General features: G+C 66.0%; 19 protein-coding genes. 18 read left to right on the forward strand and 1 reads right to left on the reverse strand.

Features of this window, described 5'->3' with window-relative positions:
* Nucleotides 1-6 precede the first annotated feature (6 nt).
* From DJ029_RS14670 to DJ029_RS14695, 6 genes are all read left to right on the forward strand, one after another.
* Complete coding sequence (locus tag DJ029_RS14670) at nucleotides 7-198, forward strand: twin-arginine translocation pathway signal protein (protein WP_112323220.1); 192 nt, start codon at nucleotides 7-9, stop codon at nucleotides 196-198.
* Nucleotides 199-337: 139 nt separating this feature from the next.
* Nucleotides 338-3,232 carry a formate dehydrogenase subunit alpha gene (locus DJ029_RS14675; RefSeq protein ID WP_112323221.1) on the forward strand — a complete coding sequence of 965 codons (2,895 nt, stop codon included), beginning with the start codon at nucleotides 338-340 and terminating at the stop codon, nucleotides 3,230-3,232.
* A 12-nt stretch (nucleotides 3,233-3,244) separates the two neighbouring features.
* Nucleotides 3,245-3,838 carry a formate dehydrogenase FDH3 subunit beta gene (fdh3B, locus tag DJ029_RS14680; protein WP_112323222.1) on the forward strand — a complete coding sequence of 198 codons (594 nt, stop codon included), beginning with the start codon at nucleotides 3,245-3,247 and terminating at the stop codon, nucleotides 3,836-3,838.
* A gap of 136 nt (nucleotides 3,839-3,974) precedes the next feature.
* Nucleotides 3,975-5,192: a formate dehydrogenase subunit gamma gene (locus DJ029_RS14685; protein WP_112323223.1), complete on the forward strand. Its 1,218-nt coding sequence runs from the start codon at nucleotides 3,975-3,977 to the stop codon at nucleotides 5,190-5,192.
* 402 nt (nucleotides 5,193-5,594) lie between these two features.
* Nucleotides 5,595-5,720, forward strand: a complete 126-nt coding sequence (locus DJ029_RS22420; RefSeq protein ID WP_258165093.1) for a hypothetical protein — start codon at nucleotides 5,595-5,597, stop codon at nucleotides 5,718-5,720.
* Nucleotides 5,721-5,726: 6 nt separating this feature from the next.
* Complete coding sequence (locus DJ029_RS14695) at nucleotides 5,727-6,602, forward strand: heme-dependent oxidative N-demethylase family protein (protein WP_112323224.1); 876 nt, start codon at nucleotides 5,727-5,729, stop codon at nucleotides 6,600-6,602.
* Nucleotides 6,603-6,634: 32 nt separating this feature from the next.
* On the opposite strand, the gene DJ029_RS14700 is transcribed toward DJ029_RS14695, so the two are convergent.
* On the reverse strand, nucleotides 6,635-7,177 hold the full coding sequence (locus DJ029_RS14700) for a hypothetical protein (protein WP_157966389.1): 543 nt from the start codon (nucleotides 7,175-7,177) through the stop codon (nucleotides 6,635-6,637).
* 400 nt (nucleotides 7,178-7,577) lie between these two features.
* Between DJ029_RS14700 and DJ029_RS14705 the strand changes: the two genes are divergently transcribed.
* The 12 genes from DJ029_RS14705 to nuoG all read left to right on the forward strand — a co-directional run bounded on the left by DJ029_RS14705 (nucleotide 7,578) and on the right by nuoG (nucleotide 17,770).
* Nucleotides 7,578-7,943: an NADH-quinone oxidoreductase subunit A gene (locus DJ029_RS14705; RefSeq protein ID WP_112323226.1), complete on the forward strand. Its 366-nt coding sequence runs from the start codon at nucleotides 7,578-7,580 to the stop codon at nucleotides 7,941-7,943.
* Complete coding sequence (locus tag DJ029_RS14710) at nucleotides 7,934-8,464, forward strand: NuoB/complex I 20 kDa subunit family protein (protein WP_112323227.1); 531 nt, start codon at nucleotides 7,934-7,936, stop codon at nucleotides 8,462-8,464. Before DJ029_RS14705 ends, DJ029_RS14710 begins: the two co-directional genes overlap by 10 nt.
* A gap of 9 nt (nucleotides 8,465-8,473) precedes the next feature.
* On the forward strand, nucleotides 8,474-9,085 hold the full coding sequence (locus DJ029_RS14715; RefSeq protein WP_112323228.1) for an NADH-quinone oxidoreductase subunit C: 612 nt from the start codon (nucleotides 8,474-8,476) through the stop codon (nucleotides 9,083-9,085).
* Nucleotides 9,086-9,985, forward strand: coding sequence for a sulfotransferase (locus tag DJ029_RS14720; RefSeq protein WP_112323229.1), 900 nt, complete (start codon nucleotides 9,086-9,088; stop codon nucleotides 9,983-9,985).
* A gap of 1 nt (nucleotide 9,986) precedes the next feature.
* On the forward strand, nucleotides 9,987-11,204 hold the full coding sequence (locus tag DJ029_RS14725; protein ID WP_112323230.1) for an NADH-quinone oxidoreductase subunit D: 1,218 nt from the start codon (nucleotides 9,987-9,989) through the stop codon (nucleotides 11,202-11,204).
* Nucleotides 11,201-11,647, forward strand: a complete 447-nt coding sequence (locus DJ029_RS14730; protein WP_157966390.1) for a hypothetical protein — start codon at nucleotides 11,201-11,203, stop codon at nucleotides 11,645-11,647. The genes DJ029_RS14725 and DJ029_RS14730 overlap by 4 nt, the downstream gene beginning before the upstream one ends.
* Before the next feature lies 1 nt (nucleotide 11,648).
* The gene (gene nuoE / locus DJ029_RS14735) at nucleotides 11,649-12,695 is read left to right on the forward strand and encodes an NADH-quinone oxidoreductase subunit NuoE (protein ID WP_112323232.1); all 1,047 of its coding nucleotides are present in this window, start codon (nucleotides 11,649-11,651) and stop codon (nucleotides 12,693-12,695) included.
* Nucleotides 12,696-12,745: 50 nt separating this feature from the next.
* Complete coding sequence (locus DJ029_RS22150) at nucleotides 12,746-13,405, forward strand: NADH:ubiquinone oxidoreductase (protein ID WP_232823091.1); 660 nt, start codon at nucleotides 12,746-12,748, stop codon at nucleotides 13,403-13,405.
* A 126-nt stretch (nucleotides 13,406-13,531) separates the two neighbouring features.
* Nucleotides 13,532-13,771: a DUF5337 domain-containing protein gene (locus tag DJ029_RS14745; RefSeq protein WP_157966391.1), complete on the forward strand. Its 240-nt coding sequence runs from the start codon at nucleotides 13,532-13,534 to the stop codon at nucleotides 13,769-13,771.
* Nucleotides 13,772-13,774: 3 nt separating this feature from the next.
* Nucleotides 13,775-15,070 carry an NADH-quinone oxidoreductase subunit NuoF gene (gene nuoF / locus DJ029_RS14750; protein WP_112323233.1) on the forward strand — a complete coding sequence of 432 codons (1,296 nt, stop codon included), beginning with the start codon at nucleotides 13,775-13,777 and terminating at the stop codon, nucleotides 15,068-15,070.
* A gap of 109 nt (nucleotides 15,071-15,179) precedes the next feature.
* Nucleotides 15,180-15,587 carry a DUF5333 family protein gene (locus DJ029_RS14755; protein WP_157966392.1) on the forward strand — a complete coding sequence of 136 codons (408 nt, stop codon included), beginning with the start codon at nucleotides 15,180-15,182 and terminating at the stop codon, nucleotides 15,585-15,587.
* A 158-nt stretch (nucleotides 15,588-15,745) separates the two neighbouring features.
* Nucleotides 15,746-17,770 carry an NADH-quinone oxidoreductase subunit NuoG gene (gene nuoG / locus DJ029_RS14760; protein ID WP_112323235.1) on the forward strand — a complete coding sequence of 675 codons (2,025 nt, stop codon included), beginning with the start codon at nucleotides 15,746-15,748 and terminating at the stop codon, nucleotides 17,768-17,770.
* Nucleotides 17,771-17,773: the final 3 nt, after the last annotated feature.

The following is a 17,773-nucleotide window of genomic DNA, read 5'->3' on the forward strand; positions in this document are numbered from 1 at the left end:
ATTTCCATGAGCGAAAAGGAAAAGAAGGCGGCCAGCCGCCGTGACTTCCTGAAGCTCGCCTCGGTATCCGCCCCGGCGGCAGTGGCAACGCTGGCCGTTTCGGGAACGGAGGCCGCAGCGGCCCCGGAAGACGCGAAAGGCAGTGGCCTGCGCGATACAGCCCACACTCGGGCCTACCTGGACAGCGCCCGGTTCTGAACACCGGTACCGGACGCGACCGAAGACCAGCGGTAAAAGGAAGCGTGTCGCCCAAACGCCGCTGACAGGCGAAGAAAGAGTGCGCCAATAACAAAAAGCAAATGGCCGGCCTGCCGGTCCCAGCTTCTAGGAGAGAGAAATGCTCAGGAAAAAGACCAACGGGGTTGCGCGACGCCCCCAGCGGACGACCCTGATGACAGATATCTCGGATACCTCGGTTGACCGCCGCGCGTTCCTGCGCGGCTCGGGCCTTGCCATCGGCGGGCTCGCGGCGATCGGGGCCACGGGGGGATCGGTCACCAGAGCCACGGCACAGGAAGCCGTCGGCGGTGCCGTTCAAACGATCAAGTCCGTCTGCACCCACTGCTCGGTCGGCTGCACGGTGATCGCGGAGGTTGAGAACGGCGTCTGGACCGGCCAGGAGCCCGGATGGGACAGCCCCTTCAACCTCGGCGCGCATTGCGCCAAGGGGGCCTCGGTACGTGAGCATGCCCATGGTGAGCGGCGCCTGAAGTACCCGATGAAGAAAGAGGGCGGCGAGTGGAAGCGCATCAGCTGGGAACAGGCCATCGACGAGATTGGCGACGGCATGATGAAGATCCGGGAGGAAAGCGGCCCGGACAGCGTCTACTGGCTGGGCTCGGCCAAGCATAATAACGAGCAGGCCTACCTGTTCCAGAAGTTCGCCCGCTACTGGGGCACGAACAACGTGGATCACCAGGCCCGGATTTGCCATTCGACGACCGTGGCAGGTGTTGCGAACACCTGGGGCTACGGCGCGATGACCAACTCCTACAACGACATCCACAATTCCCGCGCGATCTTCATCATTGGCGGCAACCCGGCCGAGGCGCATCCCGTCTCGCTGCTGCACTTGCTGAAGGCCAAGGAGCAGAACAACGCCCCGCTGATCGTCTGCGATCCGCGATTCACCCGCACCGCGGCCCATGCGGATGAATATGTCCGCTTCCGGCCCGGCTCGGACGTGGCGCTGGTCTGGGGTATCCTGTGGCACATCTTCGAGAACGGCTGGGAGGACAAGGAGTTCATCCGCACCCGCGTCTGGGGAATGGACCAGATCCGGATCGAGGTGGCCAAGTGGACCCCCGAGGAAGTCGAGCGCGTCACCGGCGCCCCCGGCAGCCAGCTTCGGCGGGTTGCCCGGACGCTGGCGAACAACCGGCCCGGCACCGTGATCTGGTGCATGGGTGGCACTCAGCACACCAACGGCAACAACAACACCCGGGCCTACTGCATCCTGCAACTGGCGCTGGGCAACATGGGCACCTCCGGCGGGGGCACCAACATCTTCCGCGGCCATGACAACGTGCAGGGCGCGACGGACCTTGGCGTTCTCAGCCACACGCTGCCAGGTTACTACGGGCTCGAAGAGGGGGCCTGGGCCCACTGGGCGCGGGTCTGGGGCGAGGATATGGACTGGCTGAAGGGCCAGTTCGCAACGCTCGAAGGTGCTGACGGCACCAGCAAGCCGTTGATGAACGAAATCGGCATCCCGGTCAGCCGCTGGTTCGACGGCGTGCTGGAGGACCCGGCCAACATGGACAACCCGGACAAGATCCGGGCCATGGTGTTCTGGGGGCATGCGCCGAACTCGCAAACCCGCATGAAGGAAATGAAGACGGCGATGGAAATGCTCGACATGCTTGTCGTGGTGGATCCCTATCCCACCGTCTCCGCCGTCATGCAGGACCGCACCGACGGCGTATACCTGCTGCCGGCCTGCACCCAGTTCGAGACGCGCGGCTCCGTCACCGCCTCGAACCGCTCGATTCAGTGGCGGGACAAGGTGGTCGAGCCACTGTTCGAAAGCTTGCCCGACGAAGTCATCATCGCCAAGTTCGCCAACAAGTTCGGCTGGGCGGATCGCCTGTTCCGGAATATCGAAATGGAGGATGCCGAAACCCCCAATGTCGAAAGCATCACCCGCGAGTTCAACAAGGGCATGTGGACCATCGGCTATACCGGCCAAAGCCCTGAGCGGCTGAAGGCGCATATGGCCAACCAGCACACCTTCGACCGCACCACGTTGCAGGCGATCGGCGGCCCGGTGGACGGGGATTACTACGGTATGCCCTGGCCCTGCTGGGGAACGCCCGAAATGGGGCATCCCGGCACGCCGAACCTTTACGACATGTCCAAGCCCGTGTCCCAAGGCGGGCTGACCTTCCGCGCGCGCTTCGGGGTTGAGCGGGACGGCGACAACCTGCTGGCCGAGGGCGTCTATTCCGCCGGCTCGGAAATCCAGGACGGCTACCCTGAGTTCACGATGCAAATGCTGATGGACCTCGGCTGGGGCGGCGATCTGACCGAAAGTGAGCGCGCCGCGATCGACGCTGTGGCCGGGCCGAACACCAACTGGAAGACCGACCTTTCGGGCGGCATCCAGCGGGTGGCGATCAAGCACGAATGCGCGCCCTTCGGCAACGCCAAGGCGCGGGCGGTCGTGTGGACCTTCCCCGACCCGGTGCCGATACACCGCGAGCCGCTGTACTCCCCGCGGCGCGACCTGGTGGCGGACTATCCCACCTATGAGGATCGCAAGTTCTACCGCCTTCCCACGATGTACGCATCGATCCAGAAGAACGACTTTTCAAAGGATTACCCGATAATCCTGACGTCCGGTCGTCTTGTGGAATACGAGGGCGGCGGGGACGAGACCCGCTCCAACCCCTGGCTGGCCGAGCTTCAGCAGGACATGTTTGTCGAGATAAACACCCGCGATGCCAACAACATCGGCGTCCGTGACGGACAGCAGGTCTGGGTCGAAGGGCCGGAGGGCGGCAAGGTGAAGGTCATGGCGATGGTGACTGAGCGTGTCGGCGCCGGTGTCGCCTTCATGCCGTTCCACTTTGGCGGTCACTTCGAAGGCGTCGACCTGAGGGACAAGTACCCCGAAGGCGCGGACCCGTATGTGCTGGGCGAATCCACCAACACCGCCCAGACCTACGGCTACGACAGCGTCACCCAGATGCAGGAGACGAAAGCGACTCTCTGCAAGATCTACACGGCTTAAGGAGGACCAGTCATGGCAAGAGCGAAATTCCTCTGCGACGCCGAACGCTGCATCGAGTGCAACGCCTGTGTCACCGCCTGCAAGAACGAGCACGAGGTCCCCTGGGGCATCAACCGCCGCCGGGTCGTCACGATCAATGACGGCACGCCGGGCGAACGCTCGATCTCGGTCGCGTGCATGCATTGCTCGGACGCGCCCTGCATGGCGGTCTGCCCCGTGGACTGCTTCTACCAGACCGAGGACGGCATCGTGCTGCATTCCAAGGACCTGTGCATCGGCTGCGGCTACTGCTTCTACGCGTGCCCCTTCGGCGCGCCGCAGTTCCCGCAGGCGGGCAACTTCGGCTCACGCGGGAAGATGGACAAGTGCACCTTCTGCGCCGGCGGCCCGGAGGAGGACAACTCCTCCGCCGAATTCGCGAAATACGGGCGCAACCGGATCGCGGAAGGCAAGCTGCCGCTCTGCGCGGAGATGTGCTCCACCAAGGCCCTGCTGGCGGGGGATGGGGACGTCGTGTCCAACATCTACCGCGAGCGGGTTGTGGCCCGCGGCTTCGGCTCGGGCGCCTGGGGCTGGGGCACCGCCTACGACCAGAAGGGCGGCTGACACTGCCGGAAAACCGGCCCCCGGGGCATCCGGGCGCTTACCCGGCCCCGCGGGCGGCACGGGTCGATGATTGAAAGCATCGGGCGGGCGGCGTGCCGCGCCGCCCGGTCGTGATCCGGAAAGACAGGGGTCGAACATGCGACAATGGCTTCAGGCGGCGCTCGTTTCGCTGGCGATTCTGGCGGCGCCCGCAGCGGCACAGGAAGCGGGGCCGAATACGGCCGCGCCGGGTGCGGAGCGCGCCGCCACGGGCGGGGCCACCACGCTGGAGGATATCCTCGCGCGCCAGCGGGGCGAGAAGGTCGACCTGACCTTTCGCGCCGGGAACACGGGCGATCCGGATTCCGCCGCGGCGATCACCTCGCAACTCGGCACGCTTGGTGGTGCGTCGGACGCCGATGTGTTCCGCGCGCTGCGCTACGGCACGGCGGATGTCACCGTGTCCACCACCAGCCCGGCGGCGGGGGTGCTGATCCAGGACGGCGGCATGTGGTGGCTGAAGGTGCGCGCCGGCCCGCTCAGAACCTATGGCGGCTACCTGCTGCTCGGCATGATCGGCCTGCTTGCGCTGTTCTACCTGCTGCGCGGCCGCATCCGCATCGAGGGCGAGAAGACCGGCGAAAAGGTCCTGCGGTTCAACGGGGTGGAGCGTTTCGCCCACTGGCTGCTGGCGGGCTCCTTCCTGCTGCTCGGCTTTACCGGGCTGATCACCCTGTTCGGCCGGGTCGGACTGATCCCGCTTATGGGAAAGGACACCTACGCCACGCTGGCGCTGGGCTCGAAGTGGATCCACAACAACGTGTCCTGGGCCTTCATGCTGGCGCTTGTCATGGTCTTCGTCTTCTGGGTGATCCACAATCTGCCGAACCGCCATGATCTGAACTGGATGCTGAAGGCGGGGGGCCTGTTTTCCAAGCACTCGCACCCGCCGGCGAAGAAGTTCAACGCGGGGCAGAAGCTTATCTTCTGGTCGGTGATCCTTCTGGGCGGCTCGATCTCCGTCTCTGGGCTGTCGCTGCTGTTCCCGTTCGAACTGCCGATGTTCGCCTTCACCTTCGAAAAGCTGAATATCATCGGGGTGCCCGGCTGGTTCGGCCTGACACCATTTCCGGCCGAGTTGGCCCCGCACGAGGAAATGCAATACGCCCAACTGTGGCACGCGATCATCAGCTTCGTGCTAATGGCGATCATCATCGCGCATATCTACATCGGCTCCATCGGGATGGAGGGCGCTTTCGACGCCATGGGCTCGGGCGAGGTGGAAAAGCAATGGGCCGAGGAGCATCACGGGCTCTGGGTGGAAGAGCTCCAGGCCAGGTCCCGGGATGGCGGTGCGGCACGACCGGCGGAATAGGCTGGCTGCGCTTTGCATGGCGCTAGCGCCGCCGCGCGCGGCCCGATCTGGGCGCTGGACTTCGCCGGGGGGCTGGATGACGCGGTGTTCGCCTGGTCGGTGTCAGTCCCCGACGCCCCGATGCGGCAAATGGCAACGGAGAGCGGCAATTCGCGCGCAAATGCTCGATCCGCTACGTTCTGCAAGGGGATACCGCTATTCCGAAGTGCTCGGCGAAAGTGACATTATCTGGTCGCAGGACACGATCGACGCCTTGTTCCGGCTTGGTCCCGCGCATTATCTTCCGGGGACAAAGATGCCGATGCAGCGTATCGCCGGCCCCCGGCGACCGGCGCGACCTGATCGAATACCTGAGGCAGGCGACGGCCCCGAAATGACCGCGCCGCAAGAGGAGATGCCAGTATGAAAGCGATGTTTGCAGCCTTCGTGGCCCTTGTCGTGATTACCGTCGGCGCGTGGTACGGGCTGAACCATGCCGGCTTCTCGATACAGGATCGCACCTCGGGCGACGCGGTGCGCCTGGGCTAGGGAGCGGTGTGCGTCGATCGGGACCCGGTGGCGGCCCCCGTCGGGGATCATGCCACGCTCAGCCATCCGTTCGCGGCGGCGCACCGACTGCGCGCGCCCGGCCTGTCCCCGGTGGCCGAGTGCGACTGGTTGCGCATCGACGGGGACGAGCCCGCGCGCCTTGCGGAACGCGACGCGCTGGTGGCGCGACACGGGCCGGGCGTGGTGGCCATCGGGCAGGGCGGGGCGCAGGCGGCGCGGGACTTCGCCGCGCAACTGCGGCGCGCCCTGAGCGCGGTACCGGGCTACAGGGTCGCGCCGGACCATGTGCAGCGCCCCGACGGGGTTCGGCTTGGCGCGGATGCCGACCTGCTGGCGCGCGCCACGGCGGACGATTGGTTGCTGCTGCTACCCGACGACGGGGCGCAGGGGCACCGGCTGGTCGCGGGCAGCGCCTGTTACCCCGCCCATTGGCGATTGCAGGACAAGCTGGGCAAACCGCTGGACCTGATCCATGCGCCGGTGCCGGGCTATGCCGGGTCGCTCGCACCGCGCGTGAACCGCATTTTCGCCAACCTCTCCCCGGGCCGCCCGCTGGAGCGTCACAACTGGAGCATCGGCGCCAGCGGCGCGCGCTACACCCCGCCCGAGGTGCGGCCCCCTATCGGGCCCGAGGGGCCCTGGCTGCGGGTCGAGCGCCAGACGCTTCTGCGCCCCCTGGGCAGTGACATGGTGATCTTTTCCGTGCGTACCGCGCTGGCCCCGCTGGGGGCGCTGGACGCGGCGCTGAAAACCCGGGTCCGCGCGGCGCTGGAGGCCCTGCCGGAGGCCATGCGCCGCTACAAGTTTCGCGAGGACGTTCTCAGCACCGCCGAAGCGCTGCTCGCCCCTGGGGCCGGCTGAAGGCGCGGCCTGGCGCGAACGCCGGGGCCCCCTCAGCGACCCGAGGCGGTGACGGTCTTCGGCGCGTTCAGGTTTTCCTCAACCTCGGCGGCGACTTTTTCAAAGCAATGATTCGGGCCCATGGCCAGGCGCTGGTCCAACAGACCCGGTGCCACCGGCGCCGCGCTCGGCACCACGGCGTCGATGCTGCCGACGCCGTTCGCCGCACCGAACCGCGGCATGTCCCCCCTCAGCCTTTCGTCCTGGCCGGAGAACAGGATCGGGCGCGCCTTGCACGTCGCCAAGGTGGCCTCTTCCCCGGGCGGGAAACCGACGACCATGTCCGCACCGGGCAGGGGGGCCGGGTCGGCGGAGGCGATTTCAAACCTATTCTTCGCACCGCCGGTGTCATCGCCGGAGAGAGTGTTGGTATCGTTGATCGAGCGGCCGATGTCGTTGCTCGCCTGCTCGGACCCCTCGGCGATCAGGGCAAGGACCGGCACGGCCATCAGGACCACCATGCCAACGGCGACAATCCACTCGATGGTGGCGGAACCGGATTCGTCACGACGAGACTCTTTAAAGCAACGAGACATTGCACATACCTTTTACGCAAAACAGACCGAACAAACACGCGTGGCCCTGACGCCTGTTATGGTAGCCCAAACTTACGATCTTGTTAATGGCGGGATGTGGCAGTGCTCACACTTCGAGGTGTCGTTAAACCTATGGAAATCAATCGCTTGTAGTCACCGGGGCCAGGTAGTGCGAGTCACATTCACCAATGCAAGAACCCCTATGCAACCGATCGGGCGGAACTGCCCGACCCCCGGGGAAGCGCGGGTGACAGGGGCGATCCGGGGCGTGCTGCGCTGCAACAGTTTACCACGCCGGGGGCGCTGCCGGGCGGTTGACCTCCCTACGGCGTAGGGCTACCACATACCCACGCCGCGCGGGCGACCATCCCCGCGCGCGGGGCCGCGCAGGAGAGAGATTTTGGAAGACCTTCTGAGAGAGTATTTGCCGATCCTGGTGTTCCTGGGACTGGCCATCGCATTGGGCCTGGTCCTGATGCTGAGCGCGGTGATCGTTGCCGTGCGCAACCCCGACGCGGAGAAGGTCAGCGCCTACGAGTGCGGCTTCAACGCCTTTGACGATGCGCGGATGAAGTTCGACGTGCGCTTCTACCTCGTCGCGATCCTGTTCATCATCTTCGACCTCGAAGTGGCGTTCCTGTTCCCATGGGCTGCCAGCTTCCAGTACCAGGGGCTGTTCGGCTTCTGGTCGATGGTGGTGTTCCTGGGCGTGCTGACCGTCGGCTTCGCCTATGAGTGGAAGAAAGGGGCCCTGGAATGGGAGTAGCAGTCGGCAACACCGCCGGGCCGGACAAGGAAGCGGCGACGACCGCCCTGTCCAACGAGCTTCAGGACAAGGGTTTCCTGCTGACCTCGACCGAGGATATCATCAACTGGGCGCGCACCGGCTCGCTGCACTGGATGACCTTCGGGCTGGCCTGCTGCGCGGTGGAGATGATGCACACCTCCATGCCGCGCTACGACCTTGAGCGTTTCGGCACCGCGCCGCGCGCCTCGCCGCGCCAGTCCGACCTGATGATCGTGGCCGGTACGCTGACCAACAAGATGGCTCCCGCGCTGCGCAAGGTCTATGACCAGATGCCAGAGCCGCGCTACGTGATCTCCATGGGATCCTGCGCCAACGGCGGCGGCTACTACCACTACAGCTACTCGGTGGTGCGCGGCTGTGACCGGATCGTGCCGGTCGACATCTATGTCCCCGGCTGCCCCCCGACGGCCGAGGCGCTGCTCTACGGAATCCTTCAGTTGCAGCGCAAGATGCGCCGCACCGGCACCATCGCCCGATAGGAGACGGCCATGTCAGACGACGCCCTGCAAGAGCTTGGCAGCATGATCGCCGTGCGCCAGGAAGAAGCGATCATTGAAGCCTCCGTGCGCAACGGCGAGCTGAACGTTGCCGTTGGCGCGGCCACGGTTCCGGCCTTCGTGAAGTTCCTGAAGACCGACGGCGCGTGCCAGTTCACCACGCTGGTGGACATCACCGCCGTGGACTACCCGGACCGCGAGCGGCGCTTCGACCTAGTCTATCACTTCCTGTCGATGACCCAGAACCAGCGCATCCGCGTGCGCGTGGCCGTGCGCGAGGACGACATCGTTCCGTCCATCACGGAAATCCACCCCTCCGCCAACTGGTTCGAGCGGGAGGTGTTCGACATGTACGGGATCATGTTCTCGGGCCATCCGGACCTGCGCCGGATCCTGACGGACTACGGGTTCCGCGGCCACCCGCTGCGCAAGGACTTCCCGACCACGGGCTACGTCGAAGTGCGCTATGACGAGGTGGAAAAGCGCGTGATCTACGAACCGGTGGAACTGGTTCAGGAATACCGCCAATTCGATTTCATGAGCCCCTGGGAAGGGGCCGAGTACATCCTTCCCGGTGACGAGAAGGAGGGGGAGGCGCGCTGAATGGCCGACCCGACACTTCTTTTCGTGATCGGCGCGCCGAAGGCGGGCACGACCTGGCTCTATGACTACCTGGCCAGCCACCCCGAGTGCCATCTGCGCGGGGTGAAGGAACTGCATTACTTCGACACCGCCGCCGGGACCAGCCGGCTCGAGCACTATATCGAGCATATGGACTCCCGCGCGAAGGACCTGGATCGCAAGATCGCCAAGGCCGGTTTCCTTCAGCGCCGCCGGCTTGAGGCGGAAAAGCGTGACGTGCGCGACTGGCAGGCGGTGCTGCGCGCACAGGAAAACGGTCAGGGGCAGGGGCACCGCGCCTATCTCGACTACATGACCAAGGGTTTGGGGCGCGCGAAGCTGATCGCCGATATCACGCCCTGCTACGTGACCCTTACGCGTGAGCATTTCGCCGAAATGGCCGCGCTCGGCGATGACGTGCGCTTCGTCTTCCTGCTGCGCGACCCCGTGGATCGCGCCTGGAGCCAGGCGCGCATGAACGGGCAGCGCCGGGCCAGGCAGACCAAGCGCCCGGTCGAGGCGGTGGTGAAGCGCAATTTCGACAACTTCCTGGACGGCGACCTGAACGGCTTCGCGGCGCGCTCGGACTACGCGCGCACCCTGACGGAACTGAGCGCGGCGGTCCCCGGTGCGCGCATCCACGTGGAATTCTACGAGCAGCTGTTCACCGAGCCGGCGTTGCAGCGGCTGACCGCTTTCCTCGGCATCGCGCCCCACCCGGGGGCCTTTGACAGCGTTAGCCACGCGGGCCGCGCGATCCCGCTGGACGCCGAGCGGCGCGCGCGCGCCGAAGCGCGGCTGCGTGACCAATACGCATTCTGCAATACATACTTCAACGGGCAGCTGCCGGACCGCTGGCGCGCCCACATGGCGGAGGCCTGAGATGGACGGATCTTCAACCAAGGGCGACGTGCTGACAGGCGAGCAGCGCATCCGCAACTTCAATATCAACTTCGGCCCCCAGCACCCGGCGGCCCACGGCGTGCTGCGCCTGGTGCTTGAGTTGGACGGCGAGATCGTCGAGCGTTGCGATCCGCACATCGGCCTGCTGCATCGCGGCACCGAAAAGCTGATGGAAAGCCGCACCTACCTGCAGAACCTGCCCTATTTCGACCGGCTCGACTACGTCAGCCCGATGAACCAGGAACACGCCTGGTGCCTGGCGATCGAGCGTCTGACCGGCACCGTGGTGCCGCGCCGGGGCAGCCTGATCCGGGTGCTCTATTGCGAGATAGGGCGCATCCTGAACCACCTGCTGAACGTTACGACACAGGCCATGGACGTGGGCGCGCTGACGCCGCCGCTCTGGGGCTTCGAAGAGCGCGAAAAGCTGATGGTCTTCTACGAGCGCGCCTGCGGGGCGCGGCTCCACGCCGCATATTTCCGCCCCGGCGGGGTGCACCAGGACCTGCCCCAGGACCTGGTCGACGATATCGCGCAGTGGTGCAAGGAATTCCCCGCCGCGCTTCAGGACATCGACGACCTGCTGACGGAGAACCGGATCTTCAAGCAGCGCAACGTCGATATCGGCCACGTCAGCCAGCAGGACGCGCTGGACTACGGCTTTTCCGGCGTGATGGTGCGCGGCTCAGGCATGGCCTGGGATCTGCGCCGCGCGCAACCCTATGAATGCTACGACGAATTCGACTTCAAGATCCCCGTCGGCAAGAACGGCGATTGCTATGACCGCTACCTCTGCCGTATGGCCGAGATGCGCGAAAGCGTGAAGATTATGGAACAGGCCATTGAAAAGCTGAATGAGTGCAAGGGCCAGGACGTGATGGCGCGGGGCAAGCTGAGCCCGCCGACGCGGGGCGACATGAAAACCTCGATGGAAGCGCTGATCCACCACTTCAAGCTTTACACCGAAGGCTTCCACGTGCCCGAGGGCGAGATTTATGCTGCTGTCGAAGCGCCCAAGGGCGAGTTCGGCGTCTACCTGGTCTCGGACGGCACCAACAAGCCTTACAAGGCCAAGCTGCGCGCGCCCGGTTTCCCGCATCTGGCGGCGATGGACTACCTGTGCACCGGGCACCAGCTGGCGGATGTCAGCGCGATCCTCGGCTCGCTCGATATCGTGTTCGGCGAGGTGGACCGGTGATCGCAAGCGCGACTCTTCAGCGGCGGCCTTTGGCCGGGACCGCGCCGCATGCGCGTCTGGCCGTAACGCTGGCCACGCTTGGCGTGATGGCGCCACCGACGCTTGCGCAGGACGTGGGCCAGATGATGGCCTGCCGCCAGCTTGCCCTGGGCTTCGAGAAGCTTGAGGAAGCGCTGGACATGCCGCCGCCGCGAGGGCCGGGGCAGGTGCGGGGCACGCGGCTTGGCTTTTTCAGCCGCTATCTTGAGACCTACGAAGAAAATCCAGGCCCCGCCGCGGCCGGCGTGTTCGAACAGGCCGGTATCGGCCCGCGCGCGCTCTACGAGGCGGTGGAAGCCTGTGTGACGGACCAGAACTGCGACGAGGATGTGACCGCGCCGCTGCAGACGATAAACGCGAGCTTGCAGGACGCCTGCATGATCGACATGCGAGGAGACAACTGACGTGCTGAGACGTCTTCACCCCGAGCAACCGGAGAGCTTTGCCTTCACCCCGGCCAACCAGGCCTGGGCGGAAGCGCAGATGAAGAAATACCCCGAGGGGCGCCAGGCCAGCGCGGTGATCCCGCTGCTGTGGCGCGCCCAGGAGCAGGAAGGCTGGGTCACCAAACCCGCCATCGAGGCGATCGCCGAGATGCTGGGCCTGGCCTATATCCGGGTGCTGGAAGTGGCCTCGTTCTACTTCATGTTCCAGCTGCAACCCGTTGGCTCCGTGGCCAATATCCAGGTGTGTGGCACCACGTCCTGCATGATCTGCGGGGCCGAGGACCTGATCGCTGTCTGCCGCGAAAAGATCGCGCCGAACCCCCATGAGCTTTCCGCCGATGGCAAGCTGAGCTGGGAAGAGGTGGAATGCCTCGGGGCCTGCGCCAACGCGCCGATGGCGCAGATCGGCAAGGATTATTACGAGGATCTGACCGCCGAAAGCTTCGCGGGCATCATCGATACGCTCGCCAAGGGCGAGGTGCCGCGCCCCGGCTCCTACAACGGGCGCTTCGCGTCCGAGCCGAAAGGCGGGCTGACCTCCCTGACCGAATTCACGGGCGAGGCCGAGAACGCCTCGGTCGCGCGGGCGTTGGAATGGGGCGACACCATCAAGCGCATCACCGGCGACGAAACCCCGGTGCAGGGCGGCAAGGCCAAGCGGCCCAAGGCCCCGAAGGACGATGCGCCGAAAGCGAAGTCCCCCGCGCCGGACCCCGAGGAAAAGATCGCCCGCCCGCCGTCAAGCGGTGACGCGGCGCGCCCCGAGGGGCTGGAAGGCCCGCGCGACGGCAAGGCCGACGACCTGAAGAAGATTTCCGGTGTCGGGCCGAAGCTGGAGTCAGTGCTGCATTCCATGGGCTATTTCCACTTCGACCAGATCGCCGCCTGGACCGAGGCGGAGATCGCCTGGGTCGACGAGAATCTGGAAGGGTTCAAGGGCAGGGTAACTCGTGATAAATGGGTTGAGCAGGCCAATGAACTTGCAGCTGGCAAATCGGAGGTCTGAATAAAAAGCCCCGGCGGCGTTTGGGGTAAGATCCAATGGAGGAGACCCCGATGAGTGACAAGACTTCCCCGGTTCCCCGCACCACGGCCCTGTTTGCGGTCTGGATCATAGCGGGCCTCGCATCTGCGATGTTCGTTGCCATGATGATTTTCTTCGGCGATTTCGGTTACACGGGCCCGGTTTTTCTTGGCCTGTTGATCTGGGGGGGCCTTGGCTTAGTGCTGATGAAGGGCATGGTTGACCTTCCCGCTCCGCCGCCCGTCGGCGCGTTCGACGTGAAGGGCGGCAAGTCCGCCGAGGCGCCCGCGCCGAAAGCCGGTGAGGCGACCAGCGCGGCGGAAAAGGCCGGCCATGCGGTCGGACACGCCGGGGCCGTGGTGAAGGAAAAGGCCGCCGAGTTGGAGGCCAAGGTCGAGGAAGTGGCCCACGCCGCGAAGGCCGCCGTCACCGGGGCCAACGCGGACGAGCCGGGCAAGCCGAAACTGCTGTCCGCCGCCCGTGGTGGCAAGCCGGACGACCTGAAGAAGATAAAGGGCGTCGGCCCGAAGCTGGAGCAGGTGCTGAACGGTCTGGGCGTCTATCACTTCGACCAGATCGCAAGCTGGTCCGACGACGAGGTCGCCTGGGTGGACGAGAACATCGAGGGCTTCAAGGGCCGCGTCACCCGGGACGGCTGGGTCGCGCAGGCCAGCGAACTGGACAAGGGCTGAGGCCCGCACGCTAACGCCGCTGCCCCGGTGGGGCGGCGGATGCATTGACGGGGCCGGCGGCGGCCCTTTTTGGAACACACCCCCAGCGCGGCTGTCGTGCCGGGGCAGAGAGAGACGGGACATCGCGTGCCAGACACGACGAAAGACAGGTCCGACACCGCCGCGCAGAAGGGGCAGGTGCGCCTTGCCACGGTGGTGATCGTGGTGGCTTTCGTGGCGTGGATGGCCGCGTCCGCCATCGGCGGGGCGCTGGGTCTGCCGGCGCGTTTCGCGTTTCTCCTCGATCTTGCCTGCATGGCCGCGCTCATCTGGGCGCTGGTCGTGCTCTACCGGGTCTGGCGTCTTCGTCAGAACAATGGAGTTTAGTCGATGCTTGACGACAAGGACCGTATCTTTACCAACCTCTACGGGATGCATGACCGCAGCCTGAAGGGCGCGAAGGCGCGTGGCCACTGGGATGGCACGGCGGATATCCTGAAGCTGGGCCGCGATACCATCGTGGAGAAGATGAAAGCCTCCGGCCTGCGCGGGCGCGGCGGGGCGGGCTTCCCGACCGGTCTGAAGTGGTCCTTCATGCCCAAGGAAAGCGACGGCCGCCCCTCCTACCTGGTGGTCAACGCGGATGAATCCGAGCCCGGCACCTGCAAGGACCGGGAGATCATGCGCCACGATCCGCACACGCTGATCGAAGGCTGCCTGATCGCCAGCTTCGCCATGGGTGCGCATGCCTGCTACATCTACCTGCGCGGCGAATATATCCGCGAGCGCGAGGCGCTTCAGGCGGCGATCGACGAGTGCTACGACGCGGGCCTTCTGGGCAAGAATGCCGCGAAATCCGGCTGGGATTTCGACCTGTACCTGCACCACGGTGCCGGGGCCTACATCTGCGGCGAGGAAACCGCGCTGCTCGAAAGCCTTGAGGGGCGCAAGGGCATGCCGCGCCTGAAGCCGCCGTTCCCCGCCGGTGTGGGCCTTTACGGCTGCCCGACCACGGTGAACAACGTGGAATCCATCGCCGTCGTGCCGACGATCCTGCGCCGCGGGCCGGACTGGTTTTCCAGCTTCGGGCGGCCGAACAACGTCGGCACCAAGATCTTCGCGATCTCGGGCCATGTGAACAACCCCTGCGTGGTGGAAGAGGCCATGTCGATCCCCTTCGAGGAGCTGATCGACAGGCATTGCGGTGGCATCCGGGGCGGCTGGTACAACCTGAAGGCCATCATCCCCGGCGGCTCGTCCGTGCCGCTTCTGCCGGCGGATATCGCCAAGGAAGCGATCATGGACTTCGACTGGCTTCGCGAGCAACGCTCCGGCCTTGGCACGGCGGCGGTGATCGTGATGGATCAAAGCACCGACGTCATCAAGGCGATCTGGCGGCTGGCCTCCTTCTACAAGCACGAGAGCTGCGGCCAGTGCACGCCCTGCCGCGAGGGCACGGGCTGGATGATGCGCGTGATGGACCGCCTGGTGAAGGGCGACGCGGAGCCCGAGGAAATCGACATGCTGCTGGACGTGACCAAGCAGGTCGAAGGGCACACGATCTGTGCGCTCGGCGATGCGGCGGCCTGGCCGATCCAGGGCCTGATCCGTCACTTCCGTGACGAGATCGAGGACCGGATCAAGGCCAAGCGCACGGGCCGCATCAGCGCGGTCGCGGCGGAGTGATCGGCGATGCCTGGCGCCATGGACGCCTTCGCGGGTGCATGGCGACGGGCGGAATGCTTTGGCAGGCCGGGCACTGTGCGCCGGTAGCTGCGGAATAGGGGACAGAACGATGGGTATTTCCAGGACTGCTTTTCTCTTGCTCGCGGGGGCCACGCTGGGGGCGTGCACGCTGTCCGGCCAGGGCGGGCCGGACCAGGCGCTGGTGGACGTGATCGGCGACAACGCCATCGCCGCCACCGCTGAGCAGCTTTGCGAGGGCAAGACCTATGACAAGGCGGCCGGTACGGCGTCTTACGAGACCGTCTTCGCGGCGATGGAAGGGCGGGGCGCAAACCGCGCGGAAATCTCGGCCCAGTTCGAGCAGGTGCGCAGCGAGCAAAGCGGCGTTGCCAACCGGCTGGCGGGTTTCCGGACCAAGCATGACGTCGGCACTGACGACACCGACGCCTTCTGCGCCGGGATCGATGCGGAAATCGCCGAGGGCAGCCGGATCGGCTCGCTCGTGACGGCGGGATAAAGGGCGGACCACGGCCCCGCGCCTGCGATGAAACCGCCCGGTACCGGGCATTCGCGGTTGCAGCACGGGGCGGTTCGCGGCAATACGGAGCGCGAGGCCGGATCACGGCCCCGCAAGGGATTGAACGGCAGCCATGCGGCGCTGCTGCGGAGAGAGAAATGACAGATCTGCGCACGATCAAGATCGACGGTCAGGAGATTGCCGTCGATCCGCGACTGACCATCCTGCAGGCTTGCGAGGAAGCCGGCGTGGAAATACCGCGCTTTTGTTACCATGAGCGCCTGTCCATCGCCGGGAACTGCCGCATGTGCCTGGTGGAAGTCGTGGGCGGCCCGCCGAAGCCCGCCGCCTCCTGTGCGATGCAGGTCAAGGACCTTCGCCCCGGCCCCGAGGGTGCGCCGCCGGAAATCCGCACCACCTCGCCCATGGTCAAGAAGGCCCGCGAAGGGGTGATGGAATTCCTGCTGATCAACCACCCGCTGGATTGCCCGATCTGCGACCAGGGCGGCGAGTGTGATTTGCAAGACCAGGCAATGGCTTACGGCGTGGACTTCAGCCGCTACCGTGAACCCAAGCGCGCCGCGATCGACCCGGACCTGGGCCCGCTGGTCGGCACGCAGATGACCCGCTGCATCAGCTGCACGCGCTGCGTGCGCTTCATCACCGAAGTCGCCGGCGTGCCCGAGATGGGCCAGACCGGCCGCGGCGAGGACAGCGAGATCACCAGCTACCTGGGACAGATGCTGACCAGCGAACTGCAGGGCAACGTGGTGGACCTGTGCCCGGTGGGCGCTCTGACCTCGAAGCCTTACGCCTTCACTGCTCGCCCGTGGGAGTTGAAGAAGACAGAGAGCATCGACGTGATGGACGCGCTCGGCTGCTCCATCCGGGTGGACACGAAGGGGCGCGAAGTGATGCGCATCCTGCCGCGCAACCACGACGGCACCAACGAGGAATGGCTGGCAGACCGCAGCCGCTACATCTGGGACGGTCTGCGCCGCCAGCGGCTGGACAAGCCCTACGTGCGCCGCGACGGCAAGCTGAAGCCCGCCACCTGGGGCGAGGCTTTAGCCGTGGTCGCCGACGCGATGCGGGGCAAGAAGGTGGCGGCACTTGCCGGTGACCTGGCCCCGACCGAGGCGATCTACGCGCTGCGCGAGCTGGTCTCGACGCTGGGCGGTACGACGGAGTGCCGCACCGACGGTGCGAAACTGCCCATCGGCAACCGCGCCGCTTACGTTGGCACCGCGACGGTCGAGGATATCGACTCCGCCGAGCGGATCCTGCTGATCGGCACCAACCCGCGCAACGAAGCGCCGGTGCTGAACGCCCGCATTCGCAAGGCCTGGACCCAGGGCGCGGAAGTGGCGCTGGTGGGCCCGGCCGTCGACCTGACCTATACCTACCACCACGTGGGCGATGACCGCGCCGCCCTGTCCGGAATCGCCGGGATGGAGCAGGACGACGAATTGCGCGCGCGCCCCTCTCTCGTGATCGTGGGGCAGGGTGCGCTGAGCGGGCCTGACGGCGCCGCTGTGCTGGCGACGGCTCAGGAAATCTGCCGGAACACCGACAGCGGCCTGCTGGTGTTGCACACCGCTGCCGCGCGCGTTGGCGCGATGGACCTGGGCTTTGCGACCGAGGGCGGCATGGACGCGGCCCTGGACGGGGCCGAGGTGGTCTACAACCTCGGCACGGACGAGGTCGACGTGCCCGCCGGGCCCTTCGTGATCTACCAGGGCAGCCATGGCGACCGGGGCGCGCATCGCGCCGACGTGATCCTGCCGGGCGCTGCCTATACCGAAGAATCGGGGATCTTCGTGAACACCGAGGGCCGCCCGCAGATGACCTTCCGCGCCGGTTTCCCGCCGGGCGAGGCGAAGGAAAACTGGGCGATCCTGCGCGCGCTGAGCGCGGAGCTGGGCGCGACGCTGCCGTTCAACTCCCTCGCGGAGTTGCGCGCGGCGATGTTCGAGGCGGCGCCGCACCTGGCCCGGATCGACGAGGTGCCCGCGAATACCTCTGACGACGCGCTTCTGCCTGGCGAGCTGGGCGAGGGTGCGTTGCGACATGCCGAACTTTCCCATTACCTCGGCAATCCGATCGCCCGCGCGTCCAGCGTGATGGGCGAGTTGACGAAACTGGCGGCCGAGCGGCATCAGCCGCTGGCGGCGGCGGAGTAAGAC

Source organism: Oceanibium sediminis (assembly GCF_003265325.1).
Classification (GTDB): domain Bacteria; phylum Pseudomonadota; class Alphaproteobacteria; order Rhodobacterales; family Rhodobacteraceae; genus Halovulum; species Halovulum sediminis.

Coding starts and splice junctions, on each gene's coding strand:
- DJ029_RS14670 (WP_112323220.1), top strand. CDS start 7: ATGAGCGAAAAGGAAAAGAAGGCGGCCAGCCGCCGTGACTTCCTGAAG.
- DJ029_RS14675 (WP_112323221.1), top strand. CDS start 338: ATGCTCAGGAAAAAGACCAACGGGGTTGCGCGACGCCCCCAGCGGACG.
- fdh3B (WP_112323222.1), top strand. CDS start 3,245: ATGGCAAGAGCGAAATTCCTCTGCGACGCCGAACGCTGCATCGAGTGC.
- DJ029_RS14685 (WP_112323223.1), top strand. CDS start 3,975: ATGCGACAATGGCTTCAGGCGGCGCTCGTTTCGCTGGCGATTCTGGCG.
- DJ029_RS22420 (WP_258165093.1), top strand. CDS start 5,595: ATGAAAGCGATGTTTGCAGCCTTCGTGGCCCTTGTCGTGATTACCGTC.
- DJ029_RS14700 (WP_157966389.1), bottom strand. CDS start 7,177: ATGTCTCGTTGCTTTAAAGAGTCTCGTCGTGACGAATCCGGTTCCGCC.
- DJ029_RS14710 (WP_112323227.1), top strand. CDS start 7,934: ATGGGAGTAGCAGTCGGCAACACCGCCGGGCCGGACAAGGAAGCGGCG.
- DJ029_RS14715 (WP_112323228.1), top strand. CDS start 8,474: ATGTCAGACGACGCCCTGCAAGAGCTTGGCAGCATGATCGCCGTGCGC.
- DJ029_RS14720 (WP_112323229.1), top strand. CDS start 9,086: ATGGCCGACCCGACACTTCTTTTCGTGATCGGCGCGCCGAAGGCGGGC.
- DJ029_RS14725 (WP_112323230.1), top strand. CDS start 9,987: ATGGACGGATCTTCAACCAAGGGCGACGTGCTGACAGGCGAGCAGCGC.
- DJ029_RS22150 (WP_232823091.1), top strand. CDS start 12,746: ATGAGTGACAAGACTTCCCCGGTTCCCCGCACCACGGCCCTGTTTGCG.
- nuoF (WP_112323233.1), top strand. CDS start 13,775: ATGCTTGACGACAAGGACCGTATCTTTACCAACCTCTACGGGATGCAT.
- DJ029_RS14755 (WP_157966392.1), top strand. CDS start 15,180: ATGGGTATTTCCAGGACTGCTTTTCTCTTGCTCGCGGGGGCCACGCTG.
- nuoG (WP_112323235.1), top strand. CDS start 15,746: ATGACAGATCTGCGCACGATCAAGATCGACGGTCAGGAGATTGCCGTC.